The 16,630-nt window shown below is 61.7% G+C and carries 15 protein-coding genes and 1 pseudogene; 5 read left to right on the top strand and 11 right to left on the bottom strand.

Annotation, left to right across the window (positions count from 1 at the left end):
* The first annotated feature begins 28 nt into the window (after nucleotides 1-28).
* Nucleotides 29-547 carry a peptide-methionine (R)-S-oxide reductase MsrB gene (msrB, locus tag AB4N33_RS17080; protein ID WP_476457827.1) on the top strand — a complete coding sequence of 173 codons (519 nt, stop codon included), beginning with the start codon at nucleotides 29-31 and terminating at the stop codon, nucleotides 545-547.
* 28 nt (nucleotides 548-575) lie between these two features.
* Entirely contained in the window at nucleotides 576-1,283 is a 708-nt protein-coding gene (gene msrA / locus AB4N33_RS17075; protein WP_476457826.1) for a peptide-methionine (S)-S-oxide reductase MsrA, read from the top strand.
* Between the two features lie 10 nt (nucleotides 1,284-1,293).
* Here msrA and AB4N33_RS17070 read toward each other — a convergent pair whose 3' ends face one another.
* Nucleotides 1,294-2,307 (bottom strand): sensor domain-containing diguanylate cyclase, encoded by a 1,014-nt coding sequence (locus AB4N33_RS17070; RefSeq protein WP_460117828.1) that lies wholly within the window; start codon nucleotides 2,305-2,307, stop codon nucleotides 1,294-1,296.
* Nucleotides 2,308-2,372: 65 nt separating this feature from the next.
* Entirely contained in the window at nucleotides 2,373-3,278 is a 906-nt protein-coding gene (locus AB4N33_RS17065; protein ID WP_476457825.1) for a LysR family transcriptional regulator, read from the bottom strand.
* Between the two features lie 101 nt (nucleotides 3,279-3,379).
* Here AB4N33_RS17065 and AB4N33_RS17060 point away from each other — a divergent pair, with 101 nt between their 5' ends.
* Nucleotides 3,380-4,555 carry an acetylornithine transaminase gene (locus AB4N33_RS17060; RefSeq protein ID WP_476457824.1) on the top strand — a complete coding sequence of 392 codons (1,176 nt, stop codon included), beginning with the start codon at nucleotides 3,380-3,382 and terminating at the stop codon, nucleotides 4,553-4,555.
* Between the two features lie 3 nt (nucleotides 4,556-4,558).
* Here the strand turns inward: AB4N33_RS17060 and AB4N33_RS17055 are convergent, their stop codons facing one another.
* The 5 genes and pseudogenes from AB4N33_RS17055 to AB4N33_RS17035 form a co-directional block, all read right to left on the bottom strand.
* Nucleotides 4,559-4,813: a Txe/YoeB family addiction module toxin gene (locus AB4N33_RS17055; RefSeq protein ID WP_460117823.1), complete on the bottom strand. Its 255-nt coding sequence runs from the start codon at nucleotides 4,811-4,813 to the stop codon at nucleotides 4,559-4,561.
* A complete protein-coding gene (locus AB4N33_RS17050; protein ID WP_460117821.1) occupies nucleotides 4,810-5,064 on the bottom strand; it encodes a type II toxin-antitoxin system prevent-host-death family antitoxin in 255 nt (84 codons plus the stop codon). Before AB4N33_RS17050 ends, AB4N33_RS17055 begins: the two co-directional genes overlap by 4 nt.
* Before the next feature lie 209 nt (nucleotides 5,065-5,273).
* Nucleotides 5,274-7,196: an alkaline phosphatase D family protein gene (locus AB4N33_RS17045; RefSeq protein WP_476457823.1), complete on the bottom strand. Its 1,923-nt coding sequence runs from the start codon at nucleotides 7,194-7,196 to the stop codon at nucleotides 5,274-5,276.
* 94 nt (nucleotides 7,197-7,290) lie between these two features.
* A pseudogene (locus tag AB4N33_RS17040) lies at nucleotides 7,291-7,527 on the bottom strand (hypothetical protein); the annotation flags it as partial.
* Entirely contained in the window at nucleotides 7,517-8,317 is an 801-nt protein-coding gene (locus tag AB4N33_RS17035; RefSeq protein ID WP_476457822.1) for an MlaA family lipoprotein, read from the bottom strand. The gene AB4N33_RS17035 and the pseudogene AB4N33_RS17040, both read right to left, overlap by 11 nt.
* A 169-nt stretch (nucleotides 8,318-8,486) precedes the next feature.
* Between AB4N33_RS17035 and AB4N33_RS17030 the strand changes: the two genes are divergently transcribed.
* Complete coding sequence (locus tag AB4N33_RS17030; protein WP_476457821.1) at nucleotides 8,487-9,197, top strand: response regulator; 711 nt, start codon at nucleotides 8,487-8,489, stop codon at nucleotides 9,195-9,197.
* Nucleotides 9,194-10,543 (top strand): ATP-binding protein, encoded by a 1,350-nt coding sequence (locus tag AB4N33_RS17025; protein ID WP_476457820.1) that lies wholly within the window; start codon nucleotides 9,194-9,196, stop codon nucleotides 10,541-10,543. Before AB4N33_RS17030 ends, AB4N33_RS17025 begins: the two co-directional genes overlap by 4 nt.
* Nucleotides 10,544-11,202: 659 nt before the next feature.
* Here AB4N33_RS17025 and AB4N33_RS17020 read toward each other — a convergent pair.
* From AB4N33_RS17020 to AB4N33_RS17005, 4 genes are read right to left on the bottom strand one after another with little or no spacing between them, the layout of a single operon-like run.
* Complete coding sequence (locus AB4N33_RS17020) at nucleotides 11,203-11,424, bottom strand: formate dehydrogenase subunit delta (protein WP_460140214.1); 222 nt, start codon at nucleotides 11,422-11,424, stop codon at nucleotides 11,203-11,205.
* Nucleotides 11,421-14,303 carry a formate dehydrogenase subunit alpha gene (gene fdhF, locus AB4N33_RS17015; RefSeq protein ID WP_476457819.1) on the bottom strand — a complete coding sequence of 961 codons (2,883 nt, stop codon included), beginning with the start codon at nucleotides 14,301-14,303 and terminating at the stop codon, nucleotides 11,421-11,423. The genes AB4N33_RS17020 and fdhF overlap by 4 nt, the downstream gene beginning before the upstream one ends.
* Nucleotides 14,300-15,862, bottom strand: a complete 1,563-nt coding sequence (locus AB4N33_RS17010) for a formate dehydrogenase beta subunit (protein WP_476457818.1) — start codon at nucleotides 15,860-15,862, stop codon at nucleotides 14,300-14,302. Before AB4N33_RS17010 ends, fdhF begins: the two co-directional genes overlap by 4 nt.
* Nucleotides 15,859-16,335: a formate dehydrogenase subunit gamma gene (locus tag AB4N33_RS17005; protein WP_460117806.1), complete on the bottom strand. Its 477-nt coding sequence runs from the start codon at nucleotides 16,333-16,335 to the stop codon at nucleotides 15,859-15,861. The genes AB4N33_RS17010 and AB4N33_RS17005 overlap by 4 nt, the downstream gene beginning before the upstream one ends.
* Nucleotides 16,336-16,630 lie beyond the last annotated feature (295 nt).

Here is a 16,630-nt window from a genome sequence, read left to right as displayed (position 1 = left end):
AAGGCACTTTGTATTGTTGGAGGCGGCCATGTTTTCTCGGCGACATTTTCTTCTCGCGGGCGGTGGGCTGGGGGTTGCGGCGGTGGTCGTCGGTGTATTGCCAAAATTTGCCGCGATCAGCGCACTGATCAGCGAAGCCAATGCCGGGGAGGTCTTCGAGGTCACCCACAGCGACAGCGAATGGCGTTCAAAACTCAGTGCCGAGCAATACGAAATCCTGCGCGAAGAGGGCACGGAACGCGCCTACAGCAGCGCCCTGAACAACGAACACCGCGAGGGCACGTTCGCCTGTGCCGGTTGCGAGCTGGCGTTGTTTTCATCGGCGACCAAATTCGACAGCCGCACAGGCTGGCCAAGTTTTTGGGCGCCGCTGGACGGCGCCGTCGCGACGCGCCAGGACCGCAGCTTCGGCATGGTGCGTGACGAGGTCCACTGCCGGCGCTGCGGCGGGCACCTGGGGCACGTTTTCGATGACGGGCCGAAACCCACGGGCCTGCGCTATTGCATGAACGGCCTCGCCATGACATTCGACCCCAAAACCGTTTGATACGTTTTTTTCATTCTGGAGTAAGCCCATGAAATCCATGTTCACCTGGCGTCGTGCCCTGTTGGGCCTGGCCGCTGCCGGCGTTATCGGGCAGTGTTCGGCGTTTTCCCTTGGCGGGGCTGAAGAGGCGGTGCTTCTTCCTCCTCCCGCGATTGACGAAAACACCCAGGCCCACACTGAAACAGCGATCTTCGCCGGTGGCTGCTTCTGGGGTGTACAAGGCGTGTTTCAGCATGTCAAAGGCGTGAAGAGCGCGGTGTCGGGTTACGCCGGGGGGGCGGTCGGTACTGCGCAATACGAGCGGGTCAGTGAAGGGGATACTGGCCATGCGGAGTCGGTACAGGTGACTTTCGACCCCACGCAGGTGAGCTATGGCACCTTGCTGCAAATCTACTTTTCCGTGGCGCACAACCCCACTGAACTCAACCGCCAGGGACCGGACCACGGCACGCAATATCGTTCGGCAATCTTCGTGCAGAACAGCGAGCAGCAACGTGTCGCCCAGGCTTATATCGACCAACTGAGTGCGACGAAGTCCTTCGAGCAGCCGATCGTCACGCGGCTGGAACGCTACAACGGTTTTTACCCGGCGGAGGAGGAACACCAGGACTTCCTGACCGAGCATCCGACGTATCCCTACATCGTGATCAACGATCTGCCGAAGGTGGCGCAGTTGAAGCAGTTGTATCCACAGCGCTACCAGGAAAAACCGGTGCTGGTAAAAGCGGGGCCTTGAGGGCGGGAGTTCAACTGGAAATCACATTCTTGCCTGCCGTTTTCGACCGATACAACGCTTGATCGGCTCTGGCGAGCAAACCGGTCTGGTGTTCTTCGTCGAATCGCTGCACCACCCCGATGCTGAGTGTCAGTTGGAAATCGCCGACCGGGGGAAGGTCGGCAAGTTTGCTACGAATGGTTTCAGCAAGAGCCCTGGCGTCGGCCAGGCTCGTATTGGGCAGGACCATGATGAACTCGTCACCGCCCCAGCGCACCAGCAGGTCGCCTTCACGAACGCATTGTTTGACCTTATCGACCACCCGCACCAGCGCTGCGTCCCCAAGGGCGTGCCCGTAGTGGTCGTTGATCGGCTTGAAGTCGTCAATGTCCATGGCAATCAGCGACAGTGGCTGGCGAAAACGTTGGGCGCGCTCACATTCCTGGGGCAGGGCGGTGCTCAGCAGATGTCGGTTGGCGGTCGCTGTCAGCGCGTCGGTTTGCGCCAGTTTGCGGTTTTCTTCGAGCTGGGTTTGTAGCTGCTGGTTCACCCGGGACAGCTCCTGGGTGCGCGCTTCAACCATGGCTTCCAGGGATTCATTGCGTCGCTCGAGGGCTTCGACCAGTCGCTTCCTGTCATCGATACTGCGATGCGCGCCGACCATGCGCGCGACAGAGCCATCGTCATTGCGGGCAATCACGTAGCCTCGGTCTTCGATCCAGATATAGCGCCCATCTTTGGCGCGGCATCGGTACTCGGCCTGGTAACCGGTCGAGCGTCGTTCCAGGTAGGCGTCGAACAGGACCATGACCCGAGGATAGTCGTCGGGATGTATCACGCTTTCCCAGGTCAGCACGGTGTTTTCCAGGGAATGCGGTTCGTAACCCAACATTTCATACCAGCCAGGGTTGCGATAGACAAATCCGGAATTGGCGTTCCAATCCCAGATGCCATCGCTCACCAACTCCAGGATGGTGTGCAGCATGTCTTCGTTCAAATCCGATAGATTGAACTTCAGCGTTCCAATTTCCGACGCTCCATCCATCAACGTTCTCCCTGACGAAAATGTTCCGCGTGCCCAGCAGATTAGTCGAACAGTTGTTCAGCCGCCTAGTGCTTGCCCCACATCTGCATGGCGAAATCGACAAAGCGACGCAGTTTCGGCAAACGGTAGCGATCTTGCGCGTACATCAGGCTCATCGGCCGGCTAGGGGGCAAGAAGTCTGGCATCAGGGCAATCAATTTGCCGTTCTCCAGATCCTCCTCCACCAGCGCATCAGGCAACATCACGATACCCATGCCTGTACGGGCAGCCTGGTGTAGCCCGGCGGAACTATTGATCAGCATCGGTCCGTTGACCGCGACGGCAATCTCGCCATCGGGTCCACTCAGGCGCCATTGTTTTTCCACCGAGTGCCAGTCGTCGCCGGCCGGGTAGGCGAACGACAGACAGTCGTGCAATTGCAACTCCTCCGGGGTTTGCGGATTGCCACGTCGCGCCAGGTAGGCGGGTGAGGCGCACATGGTCAGTGGATAGTCGATCAAGGGGCGTACGATCAGATTGTGCTGTTCCATATGGCCAAGGCGAAAGGCCACGTCGAAACCGTTTTCCAACAGGTCAGGGCGGCGATTGGTCAGGACCACATCGAGTTTGACGTGCGGGTACAACAGCGTGAACTCGCTCAGGGCCGGTGCCAGTTTTTCCGTGCCGAACGTCAACGGGGCAGTGATGCGCAAGGTGCCGCTCGGCTCATCCAGTGCCTGCTCGGCCAGGCGCTCGGATTCGGCCACCAACCCCAGTACCTCCAGGCAGCGCTGATAGTACGCGGTGCCGAATTCCGTCAACCGCTGGCGCCGTGTCGTACGGTTGAGCAAGCGCACGCCAAGACGTTTCTCCAGGGCTCGCAGGTGATTGCCCACCATCGTGGTAGACATTTCGCACTGCAAAGCTGCGGCGGTCATGCTGCCTGTTTCCACCACTCTGACGTAAACGGTCATTGCCTGGAACAAATCCATTATCAAGCCTGACTTTTAAATGAATGAAGTTTTGCAGAGTTTATCCATTTCAGGTGGCTAACCATACTGGCAAAAACACCAACCTGATGGAGCCTGATGCCATGACCGCCGCCTGCCTGATGAGCACTTACCAACCACTGGCCCTGAGCTTCAGCAAAGGGCTGGGCACGCGTTTGTGGGACCAGGTCGGGCGAGAGTACCTGGACGCGGTGGCAGGGGTGGCGGTGACCAACGTCGGTCACTCACATCCGAAAATCGTCTCCGCCATCAGCGAACAGGCCGGCCTGTTGCTGCACACCTCCAACCTGTACAGCATCGACTGGCAGCAACAGTTGGCGCAGAAACTGACGCGATTGGCGGACATGGAGAAGGTGTTTTTCAACAACTCCGGTGCCGAGGCGAACGAAACCGCGTTGAAACTGGCGCGTCTGCATGGCTGGCACAAAGGTATCGAGCAACCGCTGGTGGTGGTCATGGAAAACGCTTTCCATGGCCGCACGCTCGGCACCCTGTCGGCCAGCGATGGCCCGGCAGTGCGCCTGGGCTACAACAAACTGCCGGGGGACTTCGTCAAAGTGCCATTTGGTGACCTCAAGGCGTTGGACAAGGTGCAAAAGGCCCATGGCCCGCGTATTGCCGCGGTCCTCATGGAACCGATCCAGGGCGAGAGCGGCGTACAGCCGGCACCACCCGGTTACCTCACGGCGCTACGCGATGTGTGCAGCCGGCACGGCTGGCTGCTGATGCTCGACGAAATCCAGACCGGTATCGGCCGCACGGGACAGTGGTTCGCCTTTCAGCATGAAGGCATCGTCCCGGACGTGATGACCCTGGCCAAGGGCCTCGGTAACGGCGTCCCCATCGGCGCCTGCCTGGCTCGTGGCCGAGCCGCCGAACTGTTCACCCCAGGCAGCCACGGCAGCACCTTCGGCGGCAACCCGCTGGCTTGCCGCGTGGGTTGCACCGTGCTGGAGATCATCGAGGAACAGGGGCTGCTGGAGAACGCCAAAGTGCAGGGCGTACGGCTGCTCGAAAAATTACGCATCGAGTTGGCCGACAACCCCAACGTCCTGGCAATTCGCGGCCAGGGCTTGATGATCGGCATCGAACTCAAGCAACCCATCCGCGACCTGGCCCTGATCGCCGCCCGGGACCACGGCTTGCTGATCAACGTCACACGCGGCAAGACCATTCGCCTGCTGCCGCCGTTGACGATCGATGAGCGGGAGGTGGATATGATTGTCAGAGGGGTGGGGCGGGTGGTACGGGAGGGGTGAATATCAGTAATGGTATCTGCACATGACGATGCAGATTTCACCGCCTTCGACGGCGTAGACCAATCGGTGCTCTGCCGTAATCCGACGTGACCAAAAACCGCTCAAGTTGTGTTTGAGCGGTTCTGGCTTTCCGAGACCATCGAACGGTTCGCGCTGAATTGATTTGATCAACAGATTGATGCGCTTCAAACCTGCTTTATCGTTTTGTTGGAACCACAAATAGTCTTCCCAACCTTCAGGAGTGAATTCGATGTTCATTCTTCGATAAGTTGCCTGGTTTTTGTTTTCCCTGCTCGCAGGTTGCTGATCGATTTGATCAGACGCTCAGCGTTGGCCGGTGAGCGCAGGAGATACGCTGTTTCTTCGAGGGCGTTGTATTCCGCCAGGGACATCATTACGACTGGCTCGCCTTTCTGGCGAGTCACCAGCAATGGTGCTCGGTCTTCGTTAACTCGATCCATGGTTTCGGCAAGGTGCGCGCGTGCGGTGGTGTAGTTAATGGTTTGCATATTGTCGTCCTCGCTTGATGCGACGAACGTACAGAAATGAGTACAGGTTGACAAGGCGATACCTACCAATGGTTGTTTCGCAGACGACGTATCTGCGTTCGCTCTGAAGTATCGCTCAAGCCGATTCGAGACGTTTCTGTGACTGATGTAGTCCAGGTCCTAGCGTAATCAAGCAGACAACACGGACAACTGTAGGAGCAAGCTCGCTCCTACAGGCCCTCGGGTTCAGGGGGGATCATCCGGGTTTTCGGTGCGCCGTTGGCATTGTGCTGGTAGATCGCCTGCGGTTGCCCCTGTTCATTGAAGAACACCTGGCCAATCCCCGCCGAGTTCCACAGGCGCTCGCCCGCTTCGGCATGCTCGGGCACATGCGGCACGATGCGCATGCGCCTGCGTTTGGTCAGCCAGTTCAGTGGCGAGCGTGGTGAGTAGAGCCAGCGGTTGAGGCGGTCGAACCATTCCAGCAGGGCGGGCGGGAATTCGTTCTTGATGCCGCTGCTGGTGATTTGCCAGATCCGTGGGCCGCCCTTGCGGTGGCGGATAAACACTTCGTAAACGAAGGAATAATGCACGTCGCCGGACAGCACCACGTAGTTTCCCGGTGTACGCGAGTGTCGGAAAATGTTCAGGATCACCTGCGCTGCGCCGCGATGGGCCATCCAGTTTTCCGCGTCCACCAGCAGCGGGTAACCCAGCCAGCTGAAGACCCGCTGCACGGTCTCGATCAGTTTGACGCCGAATATCGGAGCGGGCGAAACGATGATCGCCGAAGGGTGATCCAGCAGTTCCTGTTGCAGTTCACACAAGGCCTCCCAGTCCAGCAGACCCGAGGGTTGCTTGAGTGTCATTTCGCTGCGCCAGCGCCGGGTGCGGGTGTCGAGCACCACCAGCGCCGGGGTGGTGGGCAGCACGTAATGCCAGTGCTGGAACTTCAGCAGTTCGTCGATCAAGGCGTCCTGCACCGGGCTGTCGAGGTAGCCGTCGTCGCCGGTGGTACTGAAACCATCGGCCTTCTCAAGTAAGGCGCCGAATACATCCGGGTTGTTGCCCCAGCCCTGGCACAGCAGGTAGGCAATCAGCGCGTTACCGATGATGCGTTTGGAGAACGGATGCCCGTAGGCCGTTTCTTCCCATTGCGCGGAAAGGTTCCAGTCGTCGGTTATGTCGTGATCGTCGAAAATCATCAGGCATGGCAGGTGCGCGAAGGCCCGGGCGACACGGGGCAGGCCAGCCTTGAACGCATCGATGCGCGTCTGCTCCAGGGCATAACGCTCACGGCGCTCGGGGATCAGCTTCGGCGGTTTAGGCGCGATCAGCGTCCAGGGCACTGGAGACCAGACCAGCAGGTACATGGCCATGACTTCGGCGAAGGTCACCAAATGGTTGTCGGCACTGCTGCTGGTGAAAATCGGCTTACGTGTGCCGCCGAAAAATCGCTCGCGCAGGGTTTCGTTGCTTCGCAGCGCCGGTAGCAAATCCGCACGGTGGTAGTAGCTGGCCGGGTGTTCGTAGAGCTTGGCGCTGTCACTGACCACCGCGCCCTCCAGATGCTCGCCAAACAGGCCGAGGCGCTCGATCAACGCATGAATCGCCCGCAGCATCGGTCCGGCGACATCGTCGGCGTACACCTGATCGCCGCTCATCAGCAGCATCGCGGGCCGCTCTGTTGCTTCATGCGTCGAAGCCAGCAAGCCGTCCACACAAAGCAAACCGTCAACTGCCGGGTGATGCGGTTTTCGGCAGGAACCGTGCAACAACTGGTCGATACGCGAGCGCAGGACAACATTCGGACAAGTCGCCGCGCCGTACACCAGATGGGGCGCCCATTCAGCAATGCCGCTCAAGCCGTCGATCAGCAGGTCGTAATCGATCAACGTGTCGCAGGGCAGGGCGCTGTCCAGCGGCACATCGATCAAATGCACAAAAGCATGACGACCGACCGGGATCACCGTGCACTGCCCGGCATCCAGACGGATGTCGCCAACACCTTGCAGACGTAACGTCAGCGCCAGCGCCCGACTTCCTACGAGCCACAAGACCAGCCGCGTAGGCTCCAGCCGTCGCAGCATGGGCCCTGCGAGAACCGCTGGCAGTGAAGAATCATCGTCAGGTAATGGCAGAGATACGGACATCCGGGTTCAAGACTCGTGGCGCTTGGGTGGCCGATGATACCGCAGAGCGCAGAGGAGCCAGGAATGGCTGTGTTGAAACAGCATGATTCGCCGGTGATTCGTGGCGTCTTATTGCCGTTTCGCCATTGGCCACCAGCCAGCGAAACAACTCGCTGACTGACACCGTATGGCTGCGCTCGATCCAGCGTACCAGCGCCGGGCCGTAATGTTCGCTGTAGCGGCTGAGCACCAGTTGCCGGCAGTCCGGGGAAAACCGCAGGGTGATTTCCCGGCAGTGCAGCGCCGCCTCGTCCTCGCGGGTGGTGCGTTGTTGCAGCAGTTCAAAAACCATCAGCCGATGCTCCTGTGCAGTGTGGCTTGGATGCCTTTGGCGATCCCTGTTTGCCCTCAATCACAAAACCGGCGCGATGCTCGGCCACCACGTTGCGCAGCGCGCTGTAATAATCCGGCAGTTTTTTCAGGCTGTCGGTGAGCGGCAATGCCTCAGCGCGGCCGTCTACGATGTCACCCACGGTATTGACGGTCGAGAGCGTGTCCACGGTGTCGCTGTTGTCGCCAAACGGATCGACGACAAAACTCAGCACCCGACCGGCGGCGTCGCGGCTGTTGGAGGTGCCGAGCAGCGGCAGCTCGACGATTGGTCCGTTGCCGATACCCCACACGCCAAAGGTCTGACCGAAATCGGCCTGGTGACGGGCGATGCCCAGTTTGCCTGACACGTCGAACAGGCCCACCACGCCCACCGTGGTGTTGATCACGAACCGCCCCAGTGTGTTGGCCGAACGCTGCGGATTGCCTTGCAACAGGTCGTTGATGAACACCTTGGGTTCGCCGAAGTTGTTGACGAAGTTATGCACACCCGTCTGGAAAAAATCCGGCAGGTGACGGTAACCCCGGGCAACCGGCGCCAGGGCGTAGTCGTCCACCACTCGGTTGAAGGCGAAGATCCCACGGTTGACCGATTCCGCTGGGTCATACACCGAATAGTTCACATCGGCGCATCGAACATCGGCCTCCACCTCCGGGGCCGGTGGCTGGTTGCTGCAACCGGCCAGGCCAACGACGATCACGGCAATTGAAGTGTTGCGGGCCAGCCAGGGAGCGGGAGCATAACGCGACATTAGGGGCAAGTCTCGTGGGAAATTCGCCGAGATGCTGGGCCCAGAGCCTTGCGTAAAGATGTCCGCTTTATTGCGCCGCTGACGTTTTGTTGCACGATTGAAATATATGACGCGCCGCCGCGAATGGTTTTGAATGACGGTTCTATTCGCGCCTTTTAAGTGACCCTTGGTGAACAGCCTGTTGATTGTCGATGACGACGTTGAAGTCCTCGACCTGCTGAAAAAATTCTTCGTCCAGCACGGCTACCGCGTCGAAGTCGCCACCGACGGCGCGTCGCTGTGGGCAGCCATCGAGCGGCAGGCGCCGGACCTGATCATTTTGGACGTGATGCTGCCAGGGGACAGCGGGCTCATCCTGTGTCAGCAACTGCGCATCCGCCATGCGGTGCCGGTCATCATGCTCACCGCCATGGGCGAACTCAGCGACCGCGTGGTCGGGCTGGAACTGGGGGCCGACGACTACCTGACCAAACCCTTCGACGCCCGTGAACTGCTGGCCCGGGTGCGCGCCGTGCTGCGCCGCGTCGACGAACGCCGCCCTCTGGCCGAGGAGCGACCACGGCCACTGATCGACTTCGCCGACTGGCACCTGGACGTCACCCGCCGAGAACTGCGCTCGCCGGACAACGTGATGATTCCGCTGTCGGCGGGCGAGTTCGACCTGCTGCTGGTGTTTGTCGAGCATCCGCAGCGCATTCTCACCCGCGAGCAGTTGCTCGACCTGGCTCGGGGCCACAGCCACGACGCCTTTGATCGCAGCATCGACGTGCAGGTCAGCCGCCTGCGCCGCAAACTGGAGTCCGACACCAAGCGCCCGGCGATGATTCGCACGGTGCGCAACGGCGGCTATCTGTTCACCCCCAGCGTGACGCGGCGATGAACTGGCTCAAGGGATTTCGCCGCGACACGGTAGCGCGCTGGGTGGCGCTGACCATCATCCTGGCGATGCTGATTTCCCTGGCGCTCAACGGGTTGTTTATCCAGCTGGCCGGGGTGTGGGCCCGACCGCCATTGACCGAGGTCGGCATTCTGGAAAATGCCGCGACCGTTGCCCGCCTGATCGATGCGGCGCCGGTAGCGCTGCGGCCGCAATTGGCGCAGACGGTCACAGAGAGCGGCTTCGAGGTCAGTTGGCACGCTGATCGGCACGATCTCAGGTTACCGGAGGTGGACGATGACATCTCCGAAGAAGGCTCCAGAATTCTCCTGCCGTTGTTACACGCCACGAATCGACGCATTGAGGCCTATGAACCCGGCGAATGGCCCGAGGGCTCGGCGGATGCGCGGTATGTGCTGGTGATCGAACTGTCGGATGGTTCGTGGCTGACGTTCTCGGCACCGTCGCGCAGTTGGGGGCTCGATGAAACGCCGCGCACCTTGATCGTCGTTCTGCTGGTGCTGATCTCGACCGCGTTGGTGGCGCTGATCGCCACGCGGCGCCTGGCCAAGCCGTTGGAGCAATTCACCGAAGGCGCCAGACGTTTTGGCGTGGACTTCCGCGCCCCGCCCATCGAACCGCTGGGTCCGCAGGAAATCCGCCAGGCGATCCTCGCGTTCAATGCCATGCAGGCCCAGTTGCAACACTTTATCCGTGACCGTACACAGATGCTCGCCGCCATCTCTCATGACCTGCGCGCACCGCTGACGCGCATGCGCCTGCGAGGTGAGTTCATCGAAGACGCCGAGCAACAGCAGCGGCTGTTTCGTGATGTGGATGAAATGCAGGCGATGATCAACTCGGCGCTGGAGTTCTTCCGCGATGATGCGCGGTTGGAGCCGGCGACCCAGTTCGACCTGGCCGAATTGCTGCACACGCTCAAGGACGATTACCGCGACCAGGGCATCGAGGTCGCCTTCAGCGGTCCGCATCGGTTGGTGTATTTCGGTCGGCCGCTGGGGCTCAAGCGAGTGATGACCAACCTGCTGGATAACGCGATCAAGTACGGCGCGGAGCCTGAAATGAAGCTGGTGGCCGATGCCGGGGAAGTGCGGATCAAGGTGCTGGATCGCGGGCCGGGGATTCCAGAGCAGAGCCTTGAGCAGGTGTTCACGCCGTTTTTCCGCATGGAAGGTTCGCGTAACAAAAGCACCGGCGGCGTGGGCCTGGGCTTGTCGGCGGCGCGAGCCATTGTGCTGGAACACGGCGGCAAGCTGACGTTACGCAATCGCTACACGGGTGGTTTACAGGCGCTGGTGGTGCTACCAGAGGTGCACACATCCCTGTAGGAGCGAGCATGCTCGCGTTGCAGTAGTGTCTGGCCGGTTGCTATCGCGAGCAAGCTCGCTCCTACAGGTCCAGCGTTAACGCAGAACCATCGTAGGAGCGGGCTTGCCCGCGATGCGGTGTGCCCGTCACCACGGCAGTGTCTGGCCGGTTGCTATCGCGAGCATGCTCGCTCCTACAGGTCCGGCGTTAATGCAGAACCATTGTAGGAGCGGGCTTGCCCGCGATGCGGTTTGCCCGTCACCACGGCAGTCTCTGGCCGGTTGCTATCGCGAGCAAGCTCGCTCCTACAGGTCCGGCGTTAATGCAGAACCATTGTCGGAGCGGGCTTGCCCGCGATGCGGTTTGCCCGTCACCACGGCAGTGTCTGGCCGGTTGCTATCGCGAGCATGCTCGCTCCTACAGGTCCGGCGTTAACGCAGAACCATTGTAGGAGCGGGCTTGCCCGCGATGCGGTTTAACCCCTCACCACAGCAGTGTCTGGTCGGTTGCTATCGCGAGCATGCTCGCTCCTACAGGTCCAGCGTTAACGCAGAATCATTGTGGGAGCGGGCTTGCCCGCGATGCGGTGTGCCAATCACCACAGCAGTGTCTGGCCGGTTGCTATCGCGAGCAAGCTCGCTCCTACAGTGGTGGAGTCCTCACAGAGTTTGGCGAATACTCAAGCCTCCCAACCCGCCTCACTCACCGCCGTCTGCACCAGCGGGTGCAGTTCTGCCCCCTGGTGCTCGGTCTGCCAGGCCAGCAACTCTTTGCGCATGCCCGGGGTCCAGAACATCTGCAGGTGGTTGCGCACGCTGAGCACGGCCTGTTGCTGGTCCGGCTCGTTGGCGAAGTATTGGGCGATCTGGTTGGCCATCTTGATCAGGTTGGCTGTACTCATTGGCGCGCCTCCGCTTTATCGCCCCGTGCCTGACGGCGTTCCTTGAGCAGGCGTTGCTGTTCGTCACTGAACGCCTGGTAGCGTTTCTGCCATTCGGACGGGTGATAAACGCGGCTGACTTCCACCGCCGTGACCTTGTATTCCGGGCAGTTGGTGGCCCAGTCGGAGTTGTCGGTGGTGATCACGTTGGCGCCCGATTCCGGGAAGTGGAAGGTGGTGTACACCACGCCCGGCGCCACCCGCTCGGTCACCCGCGCGCGCAGCACGGTCTGCCCGGCGCGGCTGCCGATGCCCACCCAGTCGCCTTCGTTGATGCCACGGCTCTCGGCGTCGGTCGGGTGGATTTCCAGGCGGTCTTCGTCGTGCCAGGCCACGTTGTCGGTGCGCCGGGTCTGCGCGCCCACGTTGTACTGGCTGAGGATGCGCCCGGTGGTCAGCAGCAGCGGATAACGGCTGTTGACCTTCTCTTCGGTGGGCACATACCCCGTGAGCATGAACCGCCCTTTGCCACGCACGAATTCCTCGATGTGCATGGTCGGCGTGCCGTCCGGCGCCGCTTCGTTGCAGGGCCATTGCAGGCTGCCGTGGCGGTCCAGTTCGGCGTAGCTGACGTTGGTGAAGGTCGGCGTCAGGCTGGCGATTTCATCCATGATTTCCGATGGATGTTTGTAGTTCATCGGGTAACCCAGCGCATGCGCCAGGGCCACGGTGCCTTCCCAGTCGGCTTTGCCGCCCAGCGGTTCCATGACCTTGCGCACCCGCGAGATACGCCGCTCGGCGTTGGTGAAGGTGCCGTCCTTCTCCAGGAACGAGCTACCCGGCAAAAACACATGGGCAAACTTGGCGGTTTCGTTGAGGAAAATGTCCTGCACCACCACGCACTCCATCGCCGAAAGGGCCGCCGTCACGTGTTGGGTGTTGGGGTCGCTCTGGGCGATGTCCTCGCCCTGGCAATAAAGTCCCTTGAAACTGCCGGCCAGCGCCGACTCGAACATATTGGGAATACGCAGGCCTGGGTCGGGTTGCAGGGTGACGTTCCACGCCTGCTCGAACTGGGTGCGCACGCCGACGTTGGAGATGTGCCGGTAGCCGGGCAATTCGTGGGGGAACGAGCCCATGTCGCAGGAGCCCTGCACGTTGTTCTGCCCGCGCAACGGGTTCACGCCCACGCCTTCGCGGCCGATGTTGCCGGTGGCCATGGCGAGGTTGGCGATGCCCATCACCGACGTGCTGCCCTGACTGTGTTCGGTCACGCCCAGGCCGTAGTAGATGGCCGCGTTGCCACCCGTGGCGTAGAGGCGGGCAGCGGCGCGGATGTCGGCCGCCGGCACACCGCAGATCGGGCCGAGCACTTCCGGCGAGTTTTCCGCACGGCTGACGAACTCGCTCCAGCGGGCAAAATCACTGGCCTCGCAACGGGCGTCGATGAACGCCTGATCTTGCAGGCCTTCAGTGAGGATCGTGTGCGCCAGGGCATTGAGCATCGCGACGTTGGTGCCGGGGCGCAGCGCCAGGTGCAGCTCGGCTCGAGCGTGTACGGAGTCCACCAGGTCGATGCGCCGTGGGTCTATCACGATCAATCGTGCGCCCTCACGCAAGCGGCGCTTGAGCTGCGAGCCGAACACCGGGTGCGCATCGCTCGGGTTGGCGCCCATGACCAGAATCACATCGGCCTTCATTACCGAATCGAAGCTCTGGGTCCCGGCCGACTCGCCAAGGGTTTGTTTCAAACCATAACCGGTCGGCGAGTGGCAGACCCGCGCGCAGGTGTCGACGTTGTTGTTGCCGAACGCGGCGCGCACCAGTTTCTGCACCAGATAGGTTTCTTCGTTGGTGCAGCGGCTGGACGTGATGCCGCCAATGGAGTCGCGCCCGTAGGTTTGCTGCAAGCGACGGAATTCGCTGGCGGCGTAGGTCACCGCCTCATCCCAGCTGACTTCCTGCCACGGATCACTGATGTGCTTGCGGATCATTGGCTTGGTGATGCGATCCGGGTGGGTGGCGTAACCCCAGGCAAAACGACCCTTGACGCACGAGTGGCCGTGGTTGGCCTGACCGTTCTTGTCCGGCACCATGCGCACCAGTTGATCGCCCTTCATTTCGGCGCGGAACGAACAGCCCACACCGCAATAGGCGCAGGTGGTAATCACCGCACGTTCCGGCTGGCCCATCTCGACCACGCTTTTTTCCATCAGTGTGGCGGTCGGGCAGGCCTGCACGCAGGCGCCGCAGGACACGCATTCGGAGTCCAGGAAGTCCTCGCCACCGGCCGCCGAGATCCGCGACTCAAACCCGCGCCCTGTGACCGTCAGGGCGAAAGTGCCCTGGGTTTCTTCGCAGGCGCGCACGCAGCGGTTGCAGACGATGCACTTGCTCGGGTCGTAATCGAAATACGGGTTGGAGGTGTCTTTCACATCCGCCAGGTGGTTCTCGCCCTCATAGCCATAACGCACCTCGCGCAGGCCCACTTGCCCGGCGACGGTTTGCAGCTCGCAGTTGCCGTTGGCCGAGCAGGTCAGGCAATCGAGCGGGTGGTCGGAGATGTACAGCTCCATGACGTTGCGGCGCAGGGTCGCCAGTTTCGGCGTCTGGGTGTGCACGGTCATGCCTTCGGTGACCGGCGTGGTGCACGACGCCGGATACCCACGCATGCCGTCGATTTCCACCAGGCACATGCGGCAGGAACCGAAGGCTTCCAGGCTGTCGGTGGCGCAGAGTTTGGGGATGGTGGTGCCCATCAGCGCGGCGGCGCGCATCACCGAGGTGCCTTCGGGCACTGTGATGCTGCGGCCGTCGATATTCAGGGTGATTTGCACCTGGCTGTCGCGGGCGGGCGTGCCCAGGTCGATATCGGTTTTCGGGTCGAAGAGAGTGATCATTGCTCGGCCTCCGAGGCGTGCAGACCGAAGTCGGCAGGGAAATGCTTGAGGGCGCTGGCCACCGGATAGGAAGTCATGCCGCCCAATGCGCACAGCGAACCGTATTGCAGGGTGTCGCACAGGTCCTTGAGGATGATGGCCTGCTCATCGCGACCGCTCTGGTCCGGCGCTGCCAAGAGGCGGTCGATGACTTCGACACCCCGGGTGGAGCCGATCCGGCAGGGCGTGCACTTGCCGCAGGACTCCTCGGCGCAGAACTGCAAGGCGAAGCGCGCCATGTGCGCCATGTCGAGGCTGTCGTCCGCCACCACCACGCCACCGTGGCCGAGCATCGCGCCCATGGCGGCAAACGCTTCGTAGTCCAGCGGCGTATCGAATTGCCCCGGCGGCACCCAGGCGCCCAGCGGGCCGCCGACCTGAGCGGCTTTCAACGGCCGCCCACTGGCGGTGCCTCCACCGTAGTCCTCCACCAGCTCGCGCAGGGTCAGGCCAAAGGCCCGTTCTACCAGGCCACCGTGGCGAACATTGCCCGCCAGTTGGAACGGCATGGTGCCCAGCGAACGGCCCATGCCGTAATCGCGATAAAACTGTGCGCCCTTGGCCAGAATCAACGGCACCGACGCCAGCGTCAGCACGTTGTGCACGAGGGTCGGCAGGCCGAACAAACCTTTGAGCGCCGGAATGGGCGGCTTGGCACGCACGTAGCCGCGCTTGCCTTCCAATGAATCCAACAGCGCGGTTTCTTCACCGCAAATGTAAGCCCCGGCGCCCACGCGCACTTCCATGTCGAAGGTCAAACCGCTGCCACCGACGTTCGCGCCCAGGTAACCGGCCTGGCGCGCCAGGTTGATCGCCTGACGCAACACCGCCACCGCATCCGGGTATTCCGAACGCACGTAAATGTAGCCATAGGTCGCGCCGACGCAGAGGCCGGCAATCGCCATGCCTTCAACCAGCAAAAACGGATCGCCCTCCATCAACATACGGTCGGCAAAGGTGCCGGAGTCGCCCTCGTCGGCGTTGCACACAATGTACTTCTGCGCAGCCGGAGTGCCGCGCACCGTGCGCCACTTGATCCCCGCCGGAAACGCCGCGCCGCCCCGGCCACGCAGGCCGGAATCGAACACCGCCGTGGCCGTCTGCTCGCCGCCCAATTCGACGGCCCTTTTCAGCCCCTCAAAGCCTCCGTGGGCTCGGTAATCGTCCAGTGACAAGGGCCGGGTAATGCCGGCGCGGGCGAACAGCAAACGTTGTTGCGTCTTCAGATAGGGTAATTGCTCCACCAGCCCGAGGGCCAGCGAATGGTGGGAGGAAGGGTTTTGCAGGGCCTCGAGCACCGACGGCACGTCGGCGGCGGTCATCGGCCCGAAGCCGAGCCGGCCTTGCGGGCTGTCCACTTCCAGCAGCGGCTCCAGCCAGTACAAACCACGGGAGCTGGTGCGTTGCAGTTCCAGCGGCAGGTTGCTTTCTTTCGCCTGAGTGATCAGCGCCGTCGACACCTCATCGGCGCCCACGGCACGGGCCAGGGAATCGGCTGGCAAATAGAGAGTGGGCATCATGCGTCCTCCCGGCAGGCGTCCAGCAACGCATCCAGCCGCTCGGCACTGAGCCGCGCATGCACCCGGCCATCGAGCTCCAGGGCCGGCGAGCAGGCGCAGGCGCCCAGGCAATAAACCGGGCGCAAGCTGATGTTGCCATCGGCGCTGCTGCCGTGATCATCGAGCTGCAAGCGCTCGCGCAACTGCGCCGCCAGCTGCTCGGCCCCACGGCTCTGGCACGACTCGGCGCGGCACAAACGCAGAATGTGCCGAGCGGGCGGGGCGGTGCGAAAATCATGGTAAAAACTGATCACCCCGCGCACCTCCGCCTGACTCTGGTTCAGCGCGTGGGCAATCTCGGGCACGGCGGCATCCGGGATATACCCGATGCGTTCCTGAATATCATGAAGAACCGGCAACAGCGCCCCCGCCGAGCCCGCATGGCGCTCCAGCAGGCTGTTAACCACGGACAGGTGCAAACTCTCATCAGGCATTGCGCAATCCTCACGGTCACGGACACACCAGATGGTTGTCGGTTGTCCGAAAGTGTCGGCTGCGGCACTCGCCACGTCACGATTCGTGGCATCTAACGGCCGGCGGCCAGGGCACCCTGAGCGGGCATCTTGTTGTGCCCGGCACGGTCTTCGCCGCGCCTCTGAAGGGCATAAAAGCCAGATTGCCACGACGCCCTGGCTTTAAACGCACCAAAGCGACGTGCTCAGTTCTGTCTACGACTCTCCATTGAGTCTAGATGAGGACCCAATGCCCGGCAGGGCTTGTCGATATAGC

The sequence above is a fragment of the Pseudomonas sp. S1_E05 genome (genome assembly GCF_056337105.1).
This window is presented reverse-complemented; position numbering and strand designations above follow the sequence as displayed.